The sequence below is a fragment of the Streptomyces sp. NBC_01808 genome, assembly GCF_035917395.1.
Lineage (GTDB): Bacteria > Actinomycetota > Actinomycetes > Streptomycetales > Streptomycetaceae > Streptomyces.
Genome location: NZ_CP109072.1, coordinates 5,659,028 through 5,676,138 on the forward strand (window position 1 = coordinate 5,659,028; position 17,111 = coordinate 5,676,138).

Genomic DNA, 17,111 nt, shown 5'->3' on the forward strand with positions numbered 1-17,111 from the left:
GCCGCCGGGCGGGGTCAGGTCACCAGGCCCTGCCGGTACGCGTAGACGACGGCCTGCACCCGGTCCCGTAGATCGAGCTTGGTGAGGATGCGGGACACGAAGGTCTTGACCGTCTCGTGGCTGAGCTGCAGCGCCGCGGCGATCTCACCGTTGGACAGGCCGTCGGCGATGAGGCGGAGGACTTCGAGTTCGCGCGGCGTCAGCGGGATGTCGCGCGGGGTGCCGCCGTCGGCGGGGCGGATGCGGGCGGCGTAGCGGCCGACGAGCTTGCGCGTCACCTCGGGGTCGAGCAGGGCCGCGCCGGTGGCCACGGTGCGGATGCCGTGCAGGAGCTGGGCCGGCGGGGCGTCCTTGAGGAGGAAGCCGGCCGCGCCGGCGCGCAGGGCCTCGTACACGTACTTGTCCAGGTTGAACGTCGTCAGGACGAGCACCTTCGCCGGGCGCGGCACCCGGGCGCCGGCCAGCCGGCGGGTGGCCTCGATGCCGTCGAGCACCGGCATGCGCACGTCCATCAGCACGACGTCCGGGCGCAGCCGGCCCGCGAGTTCGACGGCGGTCCGGCCGTCGCCGCACTCGCCGGCCACCTCCAGGTCCTCCTGGGCGTCGATGATGGTCACCAGGCCGGTACGGACCAGGACCTGGTCGTCGCAGATCAGCACCCGGATCGGCGCGGTCACGAGGCACTTCCCGCCGGGATCCGGGCCCGTACGACGAAGCCGCCGCCCGTCTCCCCGCCCGCGCTGAACTCGCCGCCCAGCACGTCCACCCGCTCGCGCAGCCCCGCGAGCCCCCGGCCGCTGCCGCCGGGCGAGGCGGCCGGCGAGGCGGCGCCCGCCGTGCTCACCGCCACCGTGATCTCGCCCGCCCCGTGGTGCACTTCGACCGACGTGGCGCTGCCGCGCGCGTGCTTCAGCGCGTTCGTCAGCGCCTCCTGCACGACGCGGTACGCCACGAGGTCGGCGCTGCCCGTCGACTCCGGCGGCGTGCCCTTCTCCGTGAACTCCACCGGCTGCCCCGCCTGCCGCGTCTGCTCCACCAGCGTCAGCAGCCGGCCGGCCGACGGGATGCCGGCGTCGCCGTCGTAGCCGGGATCGAGCACGTCGAGCAGGTGCCGCAGGTCCGTGATGGCCCGCCGGCCGGTGTCGGTCACGGCGGCCAGGGTCGTGTCGAGGCGGTCGGGCGCGGCGGTCAGATAGCGGGCGGCCTCGGCCTGCACGACCATCGCCGTCACGTGGTGGGTCACGACGTCGTGCAACTCGCGGGCGATGCGCGTACGTTCCGCGGTACGGGTGTCCTCGGCGACCCGGCGCCGGTGCGCGGCCTCCGCCGCCCGGGTCGAGCGCAGCCACGACCCCATGCCCCACACCAGGGCCATCGCCAGGTAGTACATGACGAACTCGCTCGGGCCCTCGGTCCCGCCCACCCCGACGAGCGCGACCGCCAGCGCGACGTACGCGGCGGAGAACAGCAGCGCGAGGGGGCGGCGGTGGCGCTCCAGATGGGCGCCCGCGCTCATCAGGGCGATGGCCTGGGCGGTGCCGGCGAGGGAGTGGTAGCCGCGGAGCTGGTCGACGGCGAAGCCGGCCGTGACCAGGGTGAGGCAGAGCAGCGGCCACCGGCGGCGGAGGGCGAGGGGCAGGCACTGGAACGCGACCGCGGCGACGGCGAGGGCGTCGAAGTCGCGTCCGGGGAGGCCGCCGAGCTGGGTGCCGTGGGTGTGGGACGCCGGGAGGAGAGCGGCGAAGAGGATGAGGAGCCCGAGGGGGAGGTCCCGTACCGTGACGTCGAACCGGCGCCACCGCTCCGGGAGTTGCCGAAGACGCGTCACCGGTGGAGTGTAACGACGGCGGGAGGGGCCGCCGGGGGACGGGCCGGTGCCGGGCCGGCGGCCGGAGTGGGGCCCGCCGGTGGGCGAGCCGCCGCCCCGTGCTCCTGGCATGACCGGCACCGTCCGCCCCCGCCCCGTACCCGCGCCTAGCCCCGGGCGGCCTGGTCCGTGACCTTCCGGATCGCCCGTACGGCCACCTCCGGCTCGTCCGCGTAGATGTAGTGCTCGCTGTTCTCCGCCGTGCTCAGCTCGCTCCGCTCCGACAGCGCCAGCCACTTGCGCTGCCCCCCGAGCCACGCCCGCTCCAGCCCCGGCCCGTACTCCGGCACCGTCGCCAGGTACTCCTTCCCGTGCCGGATCACCTCGACCGGGATGTCCCCCGCGGACCGCACCTCCCCGTCCGTCACCGTCAGCTTCTCCGGCCCCTTCCCGCCGAGGATCGCGAGGGTCTGCTCGCGCAGTTCGACCGCCGGGCCGGTGGCGGAGTCGGGGATCTCGCGGGCCAGGTCGGCGTTCTGCGTCGGCGAGGTGGCGTCCATGAGGACCAGCCCCTTGACCCGGTCGGTGTGGTCGGGCGCGTACCGTGCGGAGATCAGCCCGCCCAGCGAGTGCCCCGCCAGCACCACCGGCCGGTCGCCCGCGACCTGCTCGATCACCCCGGTCAGCACCTTCCCCGTGCTCTCGATCGTCTGCGGGCCCGCGGGCTTGTCGCTGGCGCCCTGCCCCAGCCGGTCGTACGAGCAGACGCGGTCCTCGGCGCTCAGCGTCTTCTGGATGCCGGCCAGCTTCGTCAGGTCGTCGCCGCCCCCGGAGAGCAGGACGACCACCGGCCGGCCCTCCGCGGGGCTGCCGGAGCAGGAGACGTTGACCGACTGCCCGCCGACGTCGATCTTCTCGGTGCCGGTGAGCAGGTCCTCGTCGGCCGTACGCTCCTGGGCGGCGGCGGACGCGCCCCCGGCGGCGTCGGCATCGGCGTCGTCCGAGGAGTCCGAGCAGCCGACGAGCCCTGCGCCGGCCGCCGTACAGCACAGCCAGACCAGTGCCGTCGCGGTGCCGTTGCTGCGGATGCTGCGGATGCTGCGGAACACGATGTCCTCCAATGAGCGGGAATCCGGGCGGAGTCGGCCGGTTCGGCCTGGTCGGCCGGTTCGGCCGGGGCGGCCCGGTGGTCGGCCGGCCGCACTCCGGTTGCCCAGAACGCTAGGGACCCGGCGGCCCCGGAATCGTCACCGCAGGGAGGACACCTGCGCGTAGCTCGCGCGGGGGACAGCGGGCCCGCCGCGAGCGGCGGCCGACCGCCGCCGTGCGCCGTGCGTCAGCCGCGGGCCATGGCGATGACGCCGGAGAGGCGCTCGCCGGCCTCGTAGATCATGTACGGCACGCCGCGGTCGGTGCCGAACGCCGGGGCCGCGGCGCGGCCGTTCTCGGGTGCCGTGGTGCGGGAGTCGTAGAAGACGCCGAGGTGGTTGCGGCGGGAGAAGTCGGCGCCGACCTCGGTGATGAGGATGTTCCCGCCGCTGCCCTTGTCGGTGTGGTAGACGACGTACGCGCTGCCGCCCCGCTCCAGCAGATGCGCGCCGGAGACGTCGGAGGCGCCGACGGCGGCGTGGTCGATGAGCGGCGCGGGGTCGAACGTCCAGGTACGGCCGTCGGCCGACCAGCCCCAGCCGATGTCGCGGTGGTTGGTGCGGTCGTTGCGCATGAAGAGCATGACGTAGTGGGCGCCGCGGCCCGGGAGTTCGTACGGGAAGACGCGGGCGTACGAGGTCTCCGTGGTGCCGGCGGGGAGCATCGCGGTGGTCAGCACGGTCTTGTCGTACGTGAAGGCGATGCCGTCCTTGGATCGGGCGAGGCGGGTGGTGTTGTTCTCGCCGTGGAAGTAGAGCCACATCTCGCGGCGCCCGGCGTGCCACATGACGTGGGGGGAGGAGACGTGGCTGACGCTGTAGTGCGGGGACCAGACATTGCCGACGATCGGGTTGCGCGGGTACTCGGTGAACGGCCCTTCCAGGGAGTCGCCGTAGGCGAGGCAGATGCCGCCGGGGTTCTCGTGGGGGGCGTAGTAGAGGTAGTAGCGGCCGCGCGGGGCGGAGAGGCGGTCGTAGACGCCGCGGACGCAGGGGAAGATGATCTCGCCGCTGGGGTTGTACGAAAGCTGCCCGGGGACCAGCAGCGTGCGCACGTATGTGTAGTCCGGAAAGCCTCCGGGCGCGGCGGCCGCCGGGGCGGCACCGGCCCCGCCGAGGGCGACGAGGCCACCGCCGGCGGTGACGGCGGACGCGGCGGAGGCGGTGCGCAGGAAGCGGCGGCGGTCGAGTGTCATGGGGGCTCCTCTGTCGGCTGCGGTGGGGGTGGGGCGGCTGCGCGACGCGTGCTGCTCATACGCATGAGCACGGGAGCAGGAACCGGAAGGGCGGCGGCTAATGCGTATTACCGGGACTGTGCAGCTACCCTCCGAAGGCCGTCAAGGCAACCCGCACGCTAATCACGGGTAATCACCGCCGCCCCGTACGAGGACCGCGGAACCGCCTTCGCCGGGTCAGGTGTGGGGGATCGGGCGGTAGCCCGTTCGCCGTTCGATGCGGTCGGCTTCTGCCGTGTGGTCGGCGGCCCTGCCGGGGGCGTTCGTCGCCCGGGCGATCGCCGCCAGGGCCGTCAGGGCTCGGTGGGCCGTCAGAGGCAGGTCCAGTTCGCGGGCCGTCGTCAGGGCGACTTCCGCGTGGTCCGCGGCCGTGGCCACCTCGCCCGTGGCGAGGTGGAGGGGGGCCAGCGCCGCGTGGGCCTCGGCCTGCTGGTGGCGGAAGCCGCAGCGGCGGGCGACGGCCAGGGCCGCCGTGAGGTGGTCGGCGGCCGGGGTGAGGCGGCCGCGCAGGCGGTGCACGCTGGCGAGGACGAGCAGGGCGTCCACCTCCTGGCTCGGGTCCCCGGCCTCGCGGGCGGCCCGGAGCGACTGCGCCGCGTGGGGCTCGGCGAGGTCGAGGCGGCCCCGGCCGAGGTGGGCGCCCGCCAGGGCCCCGTGGGCGCCGGCGTGGTGCTTGCGCGCGCGGTGCTCGTCGCAGAGCCGCAGGGCCTCGGTGGCATCCGTCAGCGCCTCCTCGTACCGCCCCAGGTAGTTGTGGATCAGGGCGCGGTTGATCAGCGGGCTGATCGTGCGCGACCTGTGCCCGTGGTGCAGACAGACCTCGACCGACTCGGTGGTGCGGTCGAGCCCGCTGGCGAGCCGGCCGAGGTACGCGTGGATCAGGCCGAGGACGTTGAGCGCCCTGCCCAGTTGCACCGGTTTGTCGAGACCCCGGATCACCTCGATGCCGGCCTCCTCGCAGCGCAGCGCCTCCCGCATCTCGCCGCGCTGGCCCGCGTGCATGGCCAGGTTGCCCAGAATGGCGGCCTCGCCCGTCGCCAGGCCGCAGTCCCGGTAGTCGTCCAGTGCGCGGTGCAGGGCTTCGAGTGCCGCGTCGGAGTCGCCGGTGCTCTGCCGCAGCAGCCCCAGGCTGTGGTACATCGCCCCGCGGGCCGCCACCTCGCCGCGCTCTTCCGCCGCCCGTAGCCCGGCCGCGGTCGTGGCATCCCAATCGGGTGTGTGTCGGCTGAAGTAGAGGAACATCCGCAGTTGGTCGGCCAGTTGCCAGGCGATCTCGTACGGTCCCGCCGCGGCGGCGCGGCCGACGACGGCGACGAGGTTGGCCCGCTCCGCGTCGAGCCAGGCGCGCGCCTGCTGCCCGGTGCGGAACCGGGCGGACGTGCCGCGCTGCCGGGGGAGCTGGGTGAAGCCGGCGAAGTCGAAGGCCGTGGCGGCGTCCGTGGTCGCCAGGTACCAGTCGCACAGCCGGCGCCACGCCGCCTCCCCGCCCGGGTCGGCCGCCGCCCGCTCGGCGGCGTACAGCCGCAGCAGGTCGTGGAACTGGAACCGGTCGGCGCCCGTGTGCTGCACGAGACCCGCGGTCGCCAGCCGGTCCAGCGGCTCCTCGGCCTCGGCGGGCGGGCAGCCGAGCAGCGCCGCGGCCGACGCCGCCGTGAAGTCCGGCCCCGGGTGCAGCCCGAGCAGGCCGAACAGCCGGGCCGCGGCCGGCTCCAGGGCGGCGTAGGAGTGGTCGAAGGCGGTACGGACCGCGGCCTCGCGGTCCCCGGAGATGGACAGCTTCGCCAGCCGCCCGTCGTCGGCCAGCTCGTCCGCGTACGCCTCCAGGGAACGCCCCGGCCGCGCCGCCAGGTTGGCCGCGCCGATCCGCAGCGCCAGCGGCAGCCGGGCGCACAGCTCCGCGAGCCGCGCCGCCGCCGCGGGCTCGGCGGCGACGCGGCGCTCGCCGAGGATGCCGGCGAGCAGGTCATTGGCCTCGCCGGGGCGCAGGACGTCCAGCGGTACGGGGTGCGCCGCGTGACTGGCCGTCAGGCCGCGCAGGTCGGAGCGGCTGGTGACGAGCACCGCGACGCCCGCGGTGCCGGGCAGCAGGGGGCGTACCTGCTCGGCGTCCGCGGCGTCGTCGAGCACCAGCAGCACGCGGCGGTCGGCGACCCGGCCGCGGAACGCCCCGGCGCGGTCCTCCAGCGACTCGGGGATGGCGGCGGCGTCCTCGCCGGAGACGCGCAGCAGGCCGGCGAGGACGTCGGCGGGGTCACGGGGGCGCTCGCGGGTGCCCTGGAGCCGTACGTACCACTGGCCGTCGGGGAACGCCTGCCGCAGCCGGTGGCCGAGGTGGACGGCCAGCGCCGACTTGCCGACCCCCGGTGAGCCGGAGACGACGACGGGTGCGGCGTCGGGGGACTCCAGCAGCTCCCCGAGGCGGGCGACGAGGTCGGTGCGGCCGGCGAAGCCCCGTACGGCGGGAGGCAGTTGGCACTGCGTCAGCCAAACGGGCGGGGCGGACTCCGGCCGCCGTACGGAGTCCGCCCGGGCGGACTCGGGGACGCTCAGCTCCGGGTCGCCGCCCAGCACCGCCTGGTGCACCTGCTGGAGCGGCCGGCCCGGGTCGATGCCGAGTTCCTCGGCGAGCAGGCGGCGGACGCGCCGGTAGTGGTCGAGCGCGTCGGCGGCGCGGCCGCAGCGGTAGAGGGCGGTCATGTACTGGGCGGCCAGCCGCTCGTCGAGTGGGTGGGCGGCGCTGCGCGCGGCGAGTTCGGTCAGCAGCGCGGCGTGGTCGCCGAGGCGCAGCCGCACGTCGGCGCAGTCCAGCTCCGCGGCGAGTGACTCCTTGGCGAGGGCTTCGCGTGCGCCGTTGAACCACGGGGTGTCGACGCCGGGGAACGGCAGGCCGCGCCAGAGTGCGAGCGCCTCGCGGAAGAGCCCGGCGGCCCCGGCGTCGTCCGTCGCCGTCGCGGCGCGGGCGCGGGCGCGGGTGAGGAGCCTGCGGAAGCGGTGGACGTCCACCGAGTCGGCGGGGCCGATGGCCAGTTCGTAGCCGTCGGGGCTGCGGGCGAGGGTTGTCTGCGAGCCGGTCAGGGTACGCCGTAGCCGGGAGAGGTAGCTGTACAGCGTCTCCGTGGCCCGTTGCGGCGCCGCGTGCCCCCACACCCGGTGGACGAGCTGCCCGGTGGGCACCGCGCGGCCCGTGTCGAGCAGCAGCGCGGCGAGTACGCTCCGCTGCCGCGCGGGCCCGAGATCGACCGGACGGCCGTCGGCTGCCACGGCCTCGATCCCGCCCAGCAGGTGAAACTCCATGCGCGTCCTTCGTCTGCCCGGCCGCCCGCCCGGCGGCGCTACCAGCGGATTCTAGGTGCCTGCAAGGTCCGTGCCAGGTCCGTTCCGCATCGTGGATGAGGTCACCGGCCGCGGGGGCCGTCACACGGGGGACGGCCGCGCGCTCGCCGATACGCGCGCGGGGCCGGGTTCCACCGATCGGGGGACGATCATGCTCCGCATCCACTTCCGCGACGCCGACCTGGTCAGGACGCGCGTCGCCGACGCGCCGGATCCGCTCTGGGAGATCGCCGTCAGCCTGCACCGGCTGCAGACGCGCAGGGGCCGGTACGCGCACGCCGCGTGGTACCGCATGGCCCGCCGGACGCTGCGCGAGCGGGGTCTGGAGCGCGCGGTGCGCGAGACCCTGCTGCCGCTGTATCCGCGGGCGCGGTACTTCCCGGATTTCCTGACGCCCGGTCAGGTGCCGGGCGAGGCCGTCACGTCCTTCCGCGACGGCGCGGAGCTGCTGCTCGCGGCGCCACCGGGCCGGGTACGCGGCGAAGTCGGCCGCCTCGCCCGTACGGTCGGCGCCCCGGCGTGGGCGCCGAAGCTGGCGGAGACGGGGGAGCGCAGGGAGTTCGTACGGCTCCTGCGCGCGTACTACGAAGCCGTCGTCGAACCCTGGTCCGACCACATGCAGGCCCGGCTCGAAGCCGAGCGGGCCGCCCGCATCCGCGGGCTGCTGGACGGCGGCTCGGAGGGGATGCTCGCCGGCCTCGCGCCGGCGATGCACTGGCGCGCACCGGTGCTGGAGGTGCGCTACCCCGCCGGGGTGGACCGGGACCTTCGCCTGGACGGGCGGGGTCTGACGCTCGTGCCGTCGTACTTCGCAGCCGACGCCCCCGTGAGCCTCGCCGACCCCGAACTCCCGCCCGTCCTCTGGTACCCGGTCCACCACCGGCAGGCCCCCGTACCCCCCGGTCCCGGCCATCCCCCTGAGCAGCGGCTCGCAGCGCTCCTCGGCCGGGCCCGGGCGGCCGTCCTGCACGCCACCGCGCACGGCGCGACGACGGGTGAACTCGCCCGTGCCACCGGTGTCTCCGCCTCCGCGGCCAGCCGCCACGCGGGCGCGCTGCGCGACGCGGGCCTGATCACCACGGTCCGCGACGGCGGCTCGGTGCTGCACACCCTCACCCCGGCGGGCGCGGCGGTGCTGCGCGCGTCGGTCGCGGCGGCGACGTCGGGCGCGGCGGCGACGTCGGTCGCGGCGGCGGCGGCTCGGCGGGCCGCGGACCGGACCGCGGACCGGAGTACGGTCCGGGCCCAGGCCCGGCGGCCCGCCGCGGTGCAGATCCGGTGCGGCTGCGGGCGGAGCCGGAGCGATCAGCCGGGGTGAGCGGCGGACCCGGATGGGCGCGGCCTGCCCGTGTTCGCCGCGCCGGGGGTGCCGGCCGGCTCGTCGACGCCGCGGGCCCCCGCCCCACCCGGCAGCGGCAGCCGCAGCACCACCCCGCCCCGGCCGGTGCTCTCGTCGGCCCCGGTCTGCTGCGCGCCAGGTGTCCCGGCCGGCTGGGCCCAGACCCTTTTCGCCACGGCAGAAGCCTTCATTTTCCTGCGCACGGTACGAATCCCCCTATTTTGCGCTCCCCGTACGAGCCCGCACAGGGGGCAACGGAAGGGCCGGGCCGTGTCCACCCGGCCCTCCGCGTTGCGGTCACCACCTTCGCCCGCCGGGCCCCCCGCGGACGACCCTTTTGCCACCCACCGCAAACCTCCCGGTCAACGCCCCGAGCCCGGTGCTCGGCACCCCCGGCCGTCCGCGGCCGCCGCGGGCGCCCGCCGGCGCCTGTCCGCGCCGTCCGCCGGCGCCCGCCCGCGGCGCCGGGCGCGGGCCTTGAGCGCGGGCAGAGTCCCGGTGGTCGGGGTGGACGGGAGCGGATAGTCTCAACTCCCGGCGTACGTAGGTATGTTCGGCTGTGAATCAGACGAGGAGAGTGGGCAGTGACGCCTGACGAAGGACCCGCGATACCCGGCATTCCGACCGACCGCCCCACCTCGGCCCGTGCCTACGACTGGATGCTGGGCGGCAAGGACAACTACGAGGTCGACCGCGACATGATCCGCGCCGGGCTGCCGCGGTTCCCCGAGGGCGTCGACATCACCCGGCAGAACCGGCTCTTCCTCTACCGCGCGGTGCGCTACCTTGCGCACGAGGCCGGGATCCGGCAGTTCATCGACATGGGCTGCGGCCTGCCCACGAACAACAACGTGCACCAGGTGGCGCAGGAGTTCGACGAGTCCACCCACGTCGTCTACGTCGACATCGACCCCATCGTCCTCGCCCACGGCCGCGCGCTGCTCGCCGACGACGACTCCACCGTGGTGATCACGGCCGACATGCGCGACCAGGAGGTCGTCCTCGGCCACCCGGACCTCCAGCGGCTCATCGACTTCAACGAGCCGCTCGCCATCCTCTTCCTCTCCGTGCCCCACCACCTGGTCGACGCCGACGACCCGCGCACCATCCTGCGTACCGTCATCGACCGTGCCGCTTCGGGCAGTTACCTCGCGCTCTCCCAGGTCGTCACCGACGACGAGGAGCACGCCAGGGTCACGTCGGAGTACATGAACAACAACCGGGTCCCGTGGCAGACCCGCACCCCGCAGCAGGTCGACGCCTTCACCGACGGACTGGAGCCGGTCTCCCCGGGCATGGTGAACCTGGCCGAGTGGCGCCCGGACCCGTCCCAGCCGCCGCTGCCGCCGGTCCCGCCGGAGCTGAAGGAGTACGTGGGCATCACCAAGGAGAGCAACAGGCTGTACGAGTACGGCGGTCTCCTCCGCAAGCCCTGACCCGGCCCCGACCCCCCGACCCGGACCCGGCGGACACCGCCGGGTCCGCCGCACGGGATCCCTCGGTCCCGTACGGCCGGGGCCGGCTTGGCCCCGTAAGACGGCCCGCGGGAGCGCGTTCAGAAACTGAACGCGGATGAGCGGACGTCGGGTTGAGTCCCGACGAGAGGTGTTGACAGCGGTTTCGGGCGGCTCTAGTTTCTGCCACGCCCCTCTGAGAGCGCTCTCACCCTCCTTTGTCCCCCACTCATTGCGAGGTACGCAGCTCGTGGGACCACAGCCGAAGCGCAGACGCATCCTCCTGGCCCTCACCGCCGCCGCCACCGTCGCCGCCGGGGCCGGACTGCCCGCCGGGGCGGCGGCCGCCGCCGAGATACCGGTCGGGCGGGGGAGTTACTCCGACACCCGGCCGCCCGGCACCTCGGGACCCGTCGACAACGCCGGGCAGCCGGTGACGCCGAAGGTGACCGAGCGGGTCGCGGACCGGCCCGTACCGACCAACGACTGGTGGTCGTCGCTCGCCTTCCAGCGGGCCGCCGACAACCCGTACTCCCTGCCCATGTTCGGCCACCCCCTCAGCTACCGCGCCGTGGCCGGCGGTCTTGAGGTCGGGTACGCCACCGAGCACGTCGTCGTCGGGGGCGGCGCGCAGTACGAGTTCCAGCACAAGGCCGACCTCACCCTCGGCGTCGCGGGCCTCAACTCGCCCGACGCCCGGGCGGACGGCTGGTCCGACTGGACCGTCAGCCCCTACTGGGCCGGCGGCGGCCGCACTTTGCGCGCCACCATCGGCCACGGCAGCCCGTACGTCTACGCCGAGGCCACCGGCGGCGCCGCGCAGATCACCGCCGCCGCCGCGCCCCAGGTCTTCGCCGACGACGGCAACGCGCTCGGCATCACCGTCGGCGGCAAGCACTACGCGCTCTTCGCCCCCACCGGCAGCGACTGGACCGTCTCCGGCAGCACCCTCAGCGCCGACCTCGGCGGCAAGGACTACTACTCCGTCGCCGTCCTGCCGGACCCCGGCGCCTTCGAGACCTTCAGCCGCTACGCCTTCAGCTTCGTCACCGGCTCCCGCGTCGACTGGGACTACGCGCAGGACCAGGGCCGCATGAACGCCACATATACCCTTCAGACCGAGGCCCGCGAGGGCACCGAGACCGGCACCCTCCAGGCGCTCTATCCGCACCAGTGGAAGCACACCTCCGACCAGCTCACGGCGTACGAGTACGTCTCGCCGCGCGGCACGATGAAGGTCCGCGAGGGCGCCTCCTTCACCACCTCCCAGGACGTCACCGGCGTCCTGCCCGCGCTGCCGGAGTCGGGCGGGGTGGACCAGGGGCGGCTGACCGCCTTCGTCAACGAGGTCGCCGACACCGCCGCCGTCGGCCGCGCCGACACGTACTGGACCGGCAAGGCCCTCGGCCGCCTCGCGCAGGTCGTGCCGCTCGCCGACCAGGTGGGCGCGGCCCAGGCGCGGGACAAGATCCTCGGGGTGATGAAGGCGCGGCTGGAGGAGTGGTTCACGGCGGGCGGCGAGACGGAGTTCTCGTACGACGCGGTGTGGAAGACGCTCACCGGCTACCCGGCCTCGTACGGCAGCGACACCGAGCTGAACGACCATCACTTCCACTACGGCTACTACGTCATGGCCGCCGCCGTCGTCGCCCAGTACGACCCCGCCTGGGCCGCGGACTCCGCCTGGGGCGGCATGGTCCGCGAACTGATCGCCGACGCCGCCAACCCGGCCCGCGGCGGCGACCGCTACCCGTTCCTGCGCGGCTTCGACGTCTACGCCGGCCACAGTTGGGCCGCGGGCCACGCGGGCTTCGCGGCGGGCAACAACCAGGAGGCGTCGTCGGAGTCGGTCAACCTCAGCGCCGGCCTGATCATGTTCGGCGCCGCCACGGGCGACACCGAACTGCGCGACCTCGGCGTGTATCTGCTGACGACAGAGTCGGAGGCCGTACGCACCTACTGGTTCGACGCCGACCAGGACGCCTTCCCGGCGGACTTCCCGCACAACACGCTGGGGATGGTGTGGAGCGCGGGCGGCGCGCACGCCACGTGGTGGACGGGCAACCCGGAGGAGATCCACGGCATCAACGTCCTCCCGGTCACCGGCGCCTCGCTGCACCTGGCCCGCGACAAGGCGGCGATCGACCGCAACCTCGCGGAGATGGAACGCGAGAACGGCGGCCCTGCGGTCGAATGGCGCGAACTCCTCTGGGAGTTCCAGGCCCTCAGCGACCCGGCGGCGGCGCGTGAGGCGTACGCGGCGGGCGGCGGCGGCACGTACACGCCGGAAACGGGCGAGTCGTGGGCGCACGTCTACCACTGGATCCACACCCTGGCGGCGACAGGCGCCCCGGACCCCACGGTGACGGCGGACAGCCCGACGGCGGCGGTCTTCGCGACGGGCGGCACGAGGACGTACGCGGCACACAACTACGGCGCCACGGACCAGACGGTGACCTTCTCCGACGGCAAGACCCTGAGGGTCCCGGCCCGTTCCTCCGCCACCGAAACGGGCTGACCCCGGCGCAGCCCTCCACCCGTGCCCCGCGCCGCCCACGAACCCCGACCCCGCCGGGCGGCGCGGGGCGCACCTTCGGCAGAAAACCTGAGTGCCGAGTTCCTGGGCCTGAATCGTTCAATGGGTCCGGTGGTTGTTTTTGGTCGACCCTTGAAGGTCTTGCCGATCTCCTTGCACCGCCCCAGGTCGGATTCGTGTAGATCTACCCTCCCCTTCCCATGAACCGTCTGCGGCGCGGGCCCGTTGTACCAACCGGACCCAGTTGGGCGGGAGTTGGATCCGGCACCCGCCATATCGATGCCAGTGCAGGACGGAAGGGGACGACATCGATGGTGAATGCGGGTGATTACCTGCCAAGGATGCCCTCACAGGGCCCTGGCGAACTCGTGCAAGAGGCGCTGGCTGCGGCCGAATGGCAGGAGACCCGAGCCCGAGAGGCCCGCGACGCACTCGCCCGCGCGATAAATCAACACGTTCAGGCTACGGAGGTCATGGCTAAATGGCAGATGGCGAACGAAGTTTTTTCTGGGGAAGATTCGTATTCGGGACGCCTGGAGACCTGGGAGGACGCAGTGGCCCATGACGCCGACTGGGGCCGGGAGGGTGCGGTCGCGTATCTTGACAGGGCCCGTGATCAGCGGAAAATTTACTACACGGCCTACCCGAGTGCAGAAGTGAAAGTCGGCCTGTATGCAGCCGAGTGGGAGGTGGCTCGGACAAAAGAAACCTACGACGCTTCCATTGTGCTCGACGCATCTGATCCATCACGCATCGAGGCCAAAATTCGGCATGAGTTTGCTGCCGCCAACAGAGATGGGTGGAAGAATGCGAACGACTTCTTCTCCGCCCGCAATATACACACCCAGGGCGACGTGAATGCCAACGACGAGGAAATGAGTCCTCGACGGGGCGCATCCGCATATCGTGAATCTGCCAAACGTGGGCAGGAACTATACAACGCGCACGGGCGTCCGCCTCGGACCCCTGCCGCAGCAGTGGAAGACGCCTTGAGAGCAGCCGAGTGGGAGGTGACCCGGACCAAAGAAGCCATCGGTTCGCTCACTCCGGGTTCAGTTCAGCCTGGCTTGGCTCTAGCCGACAGCAAGCATCTTATGGCCGTCTGGGTCCGCCAAAAGTCGCAGGGATTGAACGCCTTGCTCAACGAGCAGCGAATACGAACCTGGGCCGACGTGGAAAACTGTGACAAGATAATGGGCTCCAACGGTCCGAGCGCATATGCCGAAAGCGCCCGACACCAGCAGGAAATTTACAACAACGACTACCCAGGCCCTCATGCCGCACAGCAGTCGGTCGCAACTGCCATGTGGAATTCTGTGCGCCATCATCCCGCCCGTCAGTCTACCGCGCAAAGCTCACATCAGAATTACCAGCCGAGCTCACAGGATCCCCGAGCGCAACAGGTGGGACGAACTCGCCGGCAAAAGTGAGTGTTGACGTTGTCAACTTGAATGGCGGGTGGACGGCTGGAATGATCTTTGAGGGTGGCAAAGTGATCGCGGCCTTCCCATGAACCAGCTTCGGTCGGGCCCGCCCTTTCCCTCAGACCCGGTCAAGAAGCAGATCGATCGGCTGAGCCGGGCGCAGGACCACCGGCGGGGGGTGATCTGCCGGGGCCCGGGGGATTCAGGTGAGGAGTTGTTCGGCCGGGGCGGGGAGTTCCTGGCCTACCAGGGAGTGGAGGCGGCCGTAGGCGTGCGGGTGGCCCAGGAGGATGGCCGCCCGGAGGGTGTGGGCCTCCGGGTCCAGGATCAGTTTGGCGTAGCGGGGCGTCGGGGCGGGGTGGGTGTAGGTGAGTTCGATGGCCCCCTCGGGGGAGGCGTGGGGGTTGCCCATGCTCGCCACCTCGACGCCCGGGAGCTTCAGCACCGTCGAGGGCTCTGCCTCGGAAAGCGGCGGCAGTGGCGCCGGGTTGCCCACGAGGTGGTCGGCGACCTTCGTCGCCATGTGATAGCCGGGGGCCACCGTGCCCGTGCGACTGCCGTGGATCGCCGCGCAGTCGCCGATCGCCCAGATATCCGGGTCCGGTGTCCGGCAGTCGTCGTCCACCAGGTAGCCGCCCCGTAGGCCCCGCGGCAGGGCCGCGTCCGCCGCGAGGTCGTCGCGGGGGCGGGTGCCCGCGGTGAAGACCACCAGGTTCGTCCTGATGACGGTTTCGTCCGTCAGCGTCGCGCCGGTCACCTCGCCGGACGGGCCGCCGTCCACGGAGAGGAGTCCCCTTCCCTGGTGGAGGCGGATGCCCGTCCCGCTCAGCCAGGTTGCCAGGAGGTCCGCCGCCGCCGCGTCCAGTTGGGCCGGCATGAGGTGCGGGGCCGCCTCCACCACGTAGGGGAGTACGCCCAGGTGGCGGTGGAGTGCCTCCGCGGTTTCCAGGCCCAGCAGGCCGCCGCCGACGATCACCGCCCGTCCGCCCCGCCGCGCCTTGGCCGCCTCGCGGATCGCGTTGACGTCGTCCAGGGTGCGGTACACGTAGCAGCCCGGCAGCTCCGCGCCCGGCACCGGTGGCCGCGCCGGTGTCCCGCCCGTGGCCAGCACGAGCGCGTCGTACGGGATCCGTTCGCCGGCGGTCGTCACCACCTCGTGCGCCGGTCTGTCGATCGCCGCCGCCGCCGTGCCCGTACGCACCTGCACCCGCGGGTCGTCCAGGGCCCTGAGCTTCAGCTCCGCCGCCGGCACCCCGCGCAGCCTGTCCGCCAGCGCGATGCGGTTGTACGCCGCGTGCGGCTCCTCGCCCAGCACCAGGATCCGCCAGCGGTCCTCCCGGTCGCGCGAGCGCACCTCCTCCACCAGGCGGTGTGCCGTCATTCCGTAGCCGATGACCAGCAGTCGTTTCATGGCGTACGCCCCGCGAGCTCCTCGCACATCCGCCGGACGTCGTCCACACACGAGCCGCACCCCGTCGTCGCCCGCGTCGCCTGCGCCAGCGCGCCCGGGTCGCGCGCGCCCCCGTCCCAGGCCGATGCCAGCGCCCCCTTCGTCACGGTGTTGCAGCGGCACACCACCGCCTCCGGCGGCAGCGCGGGCAGCGGGCCCGTGCGCGGGGCGGGGCGGCCCTGGAGCAGGGCGAGGCGGCTCTCGGGGAGCGGGGTGGACGTCTCGTAGAGCTGGGTCAGCGTGGCCAGGGCCTGGGGGAGACCCACCAGGGTCGCCGCGCTCAGCCGGCCCGTCGCGTCGAGCGCCAGCCGGGCGTACCGGCCGCGGGCCGGGTCCCGGTACGCGACGATCTCGCCCCCCGTGCCCTCGCCCCCCGCGTCCGCACCGCCGCTGCCCAGCACCCCGAGCGTCAGCCCCGGCACCCGCAGCCGGAACACCGGCCCGCGCCGGGCGTCGAGCCCGTACGGCGCGCCCCTGCCGGTCAGCGACCTGGCCACCGCCTCCGCCTGCTCCCAGCCCGTGAGCAGCGAACCCCCGGGCTCCGTGCAGTCGCCCACCGCGCGGATCGCCGGGTCGCTCGTGCGGCCCGCGGCGTCGGCCAGCACCCCGGTCCGTACCGCCAGGCCCGCCGCCTCCGCGAGTCCCGTGCGGGGGCGGACGCCCGTGCAGCACAGGAGGGTGTCCCAGGGCAGCGCCCATTCGTCGTCGAGCGCCAGCTTGCCGGGCTGTACCTCGGCGGCCACCCGGCCCAGCTCCAACCCGACGCCCAGCTCCGCCAGATGCCGCGTCAGCAACGCGCCGGCCTCGGCGTCGAGGCGGTCGTCCAGCGGGTACGGGCCCGGGTGCACCAGCGTGACCCGGCGGCCCGCGCGGCGCAGCGCCGCCGCGGTCTCCACGCCCAGCGGCCCGCCGCCGAGGACGACGATCTCGTCGCCGCGCACGCGGGCGCAGTCCGTGCGCGAACGCAGCCCGGTGACGCCGTCGATCAGCCAGCCCGAGGCGTGCCGCAGGCCGGGGACGGGCGGGAGGTGCGGGCGGGCGCCGGTGGCCAGCACGAGGGTGTCGTACGGGAGCCGGTCGTGTTCCGTCGTCCGCACCTGCCGCCGGTGGCGGTCCACGCCGGCCGCGGAGACGCCGTGGCGGACGGTGACGCCGGGCAGGTCGGGCAGGCGCAGGTCGGCGGGGGCGAGGCTGCCGTCGAGGACGGCGGGGAGGAGGACGCGGTGGTACGCGGGGCCGGGTTCGGCGTCGAGGAGGGTGACGGGCCCCTCGTGGCCGTGGTGGCGCAGGCGTTCGGCGACGCGGTGACCCACGGGGCCGCCGCCGACGATCACGATGCGGGAGGCCGGAGGGTTCTCGCAGGACCCGAACCCGCCTGCCTCCGC

At 73.6% G+C, this 17,111-nt stretch carries 12 protein-coding genes; 4 read left to right on the forward strand and 8 right to left on the reverse strand.

What is annotated here, in order from left to right; all coding sequences use genetic code 11:
* Window positions 1–14 precede the first annotated feature (14 nt).
* The 5 genes from OG946_RS25175 to OG946_RS25195 all read right to left on the reverse strand — a co-directional run bounded on the left by OG946_RS25175 (window position 15) and on the right by OG946_RS25195 (window position 7,484).
* Entirely contained in the window at window positions 15–677 is a 663-nt protein-coding gene (locus OG946_RS25175) for a response regulator transcription factor (protein ID WP_326798280.1), read from the reverse strand.
* Entirely contained in the window at window positions 674–1,828 is a 1,155-nt protein-coding gene (locus OG946_RS25180) for a sensor histidine kinase (RefSeq protein ID WP_326798281.1), read from the reverse strand. The genes OG946_RS25175 and OG946_RS25180 overlap by 4 nt, the downstream gene beginning before the upstream one ends.
* 146 nt (window positions 1,829–1,974) lie before the next feature.
* Entirely contained in the window at window positions 1,975–2,928 is a 954-nt protein-coding gene (locus tag OG946_RS25185) for an alpha/beta fold hydrolase (protein WP_326798282.1), read from the reverse strand.
* 215 nt (window positions 2,929–3,143) lie between these two features.
* Window positions 3,144–4,151 carry a hypothetical protein gene (locus OG946_RS25190; protein ID WP_326798283.1) on the reverse strand — a complete coding sequence of 336 codons (1,008 nt, stop codon included), beginning with the start codon at window positions 4,149–4,151 and terminating at the stop codon, window positions 3,144–3,146.
* Between the two features lie 216 nt (window positions 4,152–4,367).
* Window positions 4,368–7,484 carry an AfsR/SARP family transcriptional regulator gene (locus OG946_RS25195; RefSeq protein WP_326798284.1) on the reverse strand — a complete coding sequence of 1,039 codons (3,117 nt, stop codon included), beginning with the start codon at window positions 7,482–7,484 and terminating at the stop codon, window positions 4,368–4,370.
* 190 nt (window positions 7,485–7,674) lie between these two features.
* Here OG946_RS25195 and OG946_RS25200 point away from each other — a divergent pair, with 190 nt between their 5' ends.
* On the forward strand, window positions 7,675–8,841 hold the full coding sequence (locus tag OG946_RS25200; protein ID WP_326798285.1) for a helix-turn-helix domain-containing protein: 1,167 nt from the start codon (window positions 7,675–7,677) through the stop codon (window positions 8,839–8,841).
* Here OG946_RS25200 and OG946_RS25205 read toward each other — a convergent pair.
* The gene (locus tag OG946_RS25205) at window positions 8,829–9,038 is read right to left on the reverse strand and encodes a hypothetical protein (RefSeq protein ID WP_326798286.1); all 210 of its coding nucleotides are present in this window, start codon (window positions 9,036–9,038) and stop codon (window positions 8,829–8,831) included. The genes OG946_RS25200 and OG946_RS25205 overlap by 13 nt on opposite strands.
* 408 nt (window positions 9,039–9,446) lie before the next feature.
* Between OG946_RS25205 and OG946_RS25210 the strand changes: the two genes are divergently transcribed.
* The 3 genes from OG946_RS25210 (at window position 9,447) to OG946_RS25220 (ending at window position 14,282) form a co-directional block, all read left to right on the forward strand.
* On the forward strand, window positions 9,447–10,298 hold the full coding sequence (locus OG946_RS25210; RefSeq protein ID WP_326798287.1) for an SAM-dependent methyltransferase: 852 nt from the start codon (window positions 9,447–9,449) through the stop codon (window positions 10,296–10,298).
* Window positions 10,299–10,566: 268 nt separating this feature from the next.
* Window positions 10,567–12,834, forward strand: a complete 2,268-nt coding sequence (locus OG946_RS25215) for a glycosyl hydrolase (RefSeq protein ID WP_326798288.1) — start codon at window positions 10,567–10,569, stop codon at window positions 12,832–12,834.
* Between the two features lie 491 nt (window positions 12,835–13,325).
* A complete protein-coding gene (locus OG946_RS25220; RefSeq protein WP_326798289.1) occupies window positions 13,326–14,282 on the forward strand; it encodes a hypothetical protein in 957 nt (318 codons plus the stop codon).
* A gap of 196 nt (window positions 14,283–14,478) precedes the next feature.
* Here the strand turns inward: OG946_RS25220 and OG946_RS25225 are convergent, their stop codons facing one another.
* Together OG946_RS25225 and OG946_RS25230 are read right to left on the reverse strand one after the other, a co-directional pair.
* Window positions 14,479–15,687: an NAD(P)/FAD-dependent oxidoreductase gene (locus OG946_RS25225; protein WP_326798290.1), complete on the reverse strand. Its 1,209-nt coding sequence runs from the start codon at window positions 15,685–15,687 to the stop codon at window positions 14,479–14,481.
* Window positions 15,684–17,060 carry an FAD-dependent oxidoreductase gene (locus OG946_RS25230; protein WP_326800363.1) on the reverse strand — a complete coding sequence of 459 codons (1,377 nt, stop codon included), beginning with the start codon at window positions 17,058–17,060 and terminating at the stop codon, window positions 15,684–15,686. Before OG946_RS25230 ends, OG946_RS25225 begins: the two co-directional genes overlap by 4 nt.
* Between the last annotated feature and the right edge of the window lie 51 nt (window positions 17,061–17,111).

Bases quoted from the DNA above. Each gene is read 5' to 3' on its own strand.
- OG946_RS25195 (WP_326798284.1), bottom strand. From the start codon at position 7,484: ATGGAGTTTCACCTGCTGGGCGGGATCGAGGCCGTGGCAGCCGACGGC.
- OG946_RS25200 (WP_326798285.1), top strand. From the start codon at position 7,675: ATGCTCCGCATCCACTTCCGCGACGCCGACCTGGTCAGGACGCGCGTC.
- OG946_RS25220 (WP_326798289.1), top strand. From the start codon at position 13,326: ATGGCTAAATGGCAGATGGCGAACGAAGTTTTTTCTGGGGAAGATTCG.
- OG946_RS25190 (WP_326798283.1), bottom strand. From the start codon at position 4,151: ATGACACTCGACCGCCGCCGCTTCCTGCGCACCGCCTCCGCCGCGTCC.
- OG946_RS25225 (WP_326798290.1), bottom strand. From the start codon at position 15,687: ATGAAACGACTGCTGGTCATCGGCTACGGAATGACGGCACACCGCCTG.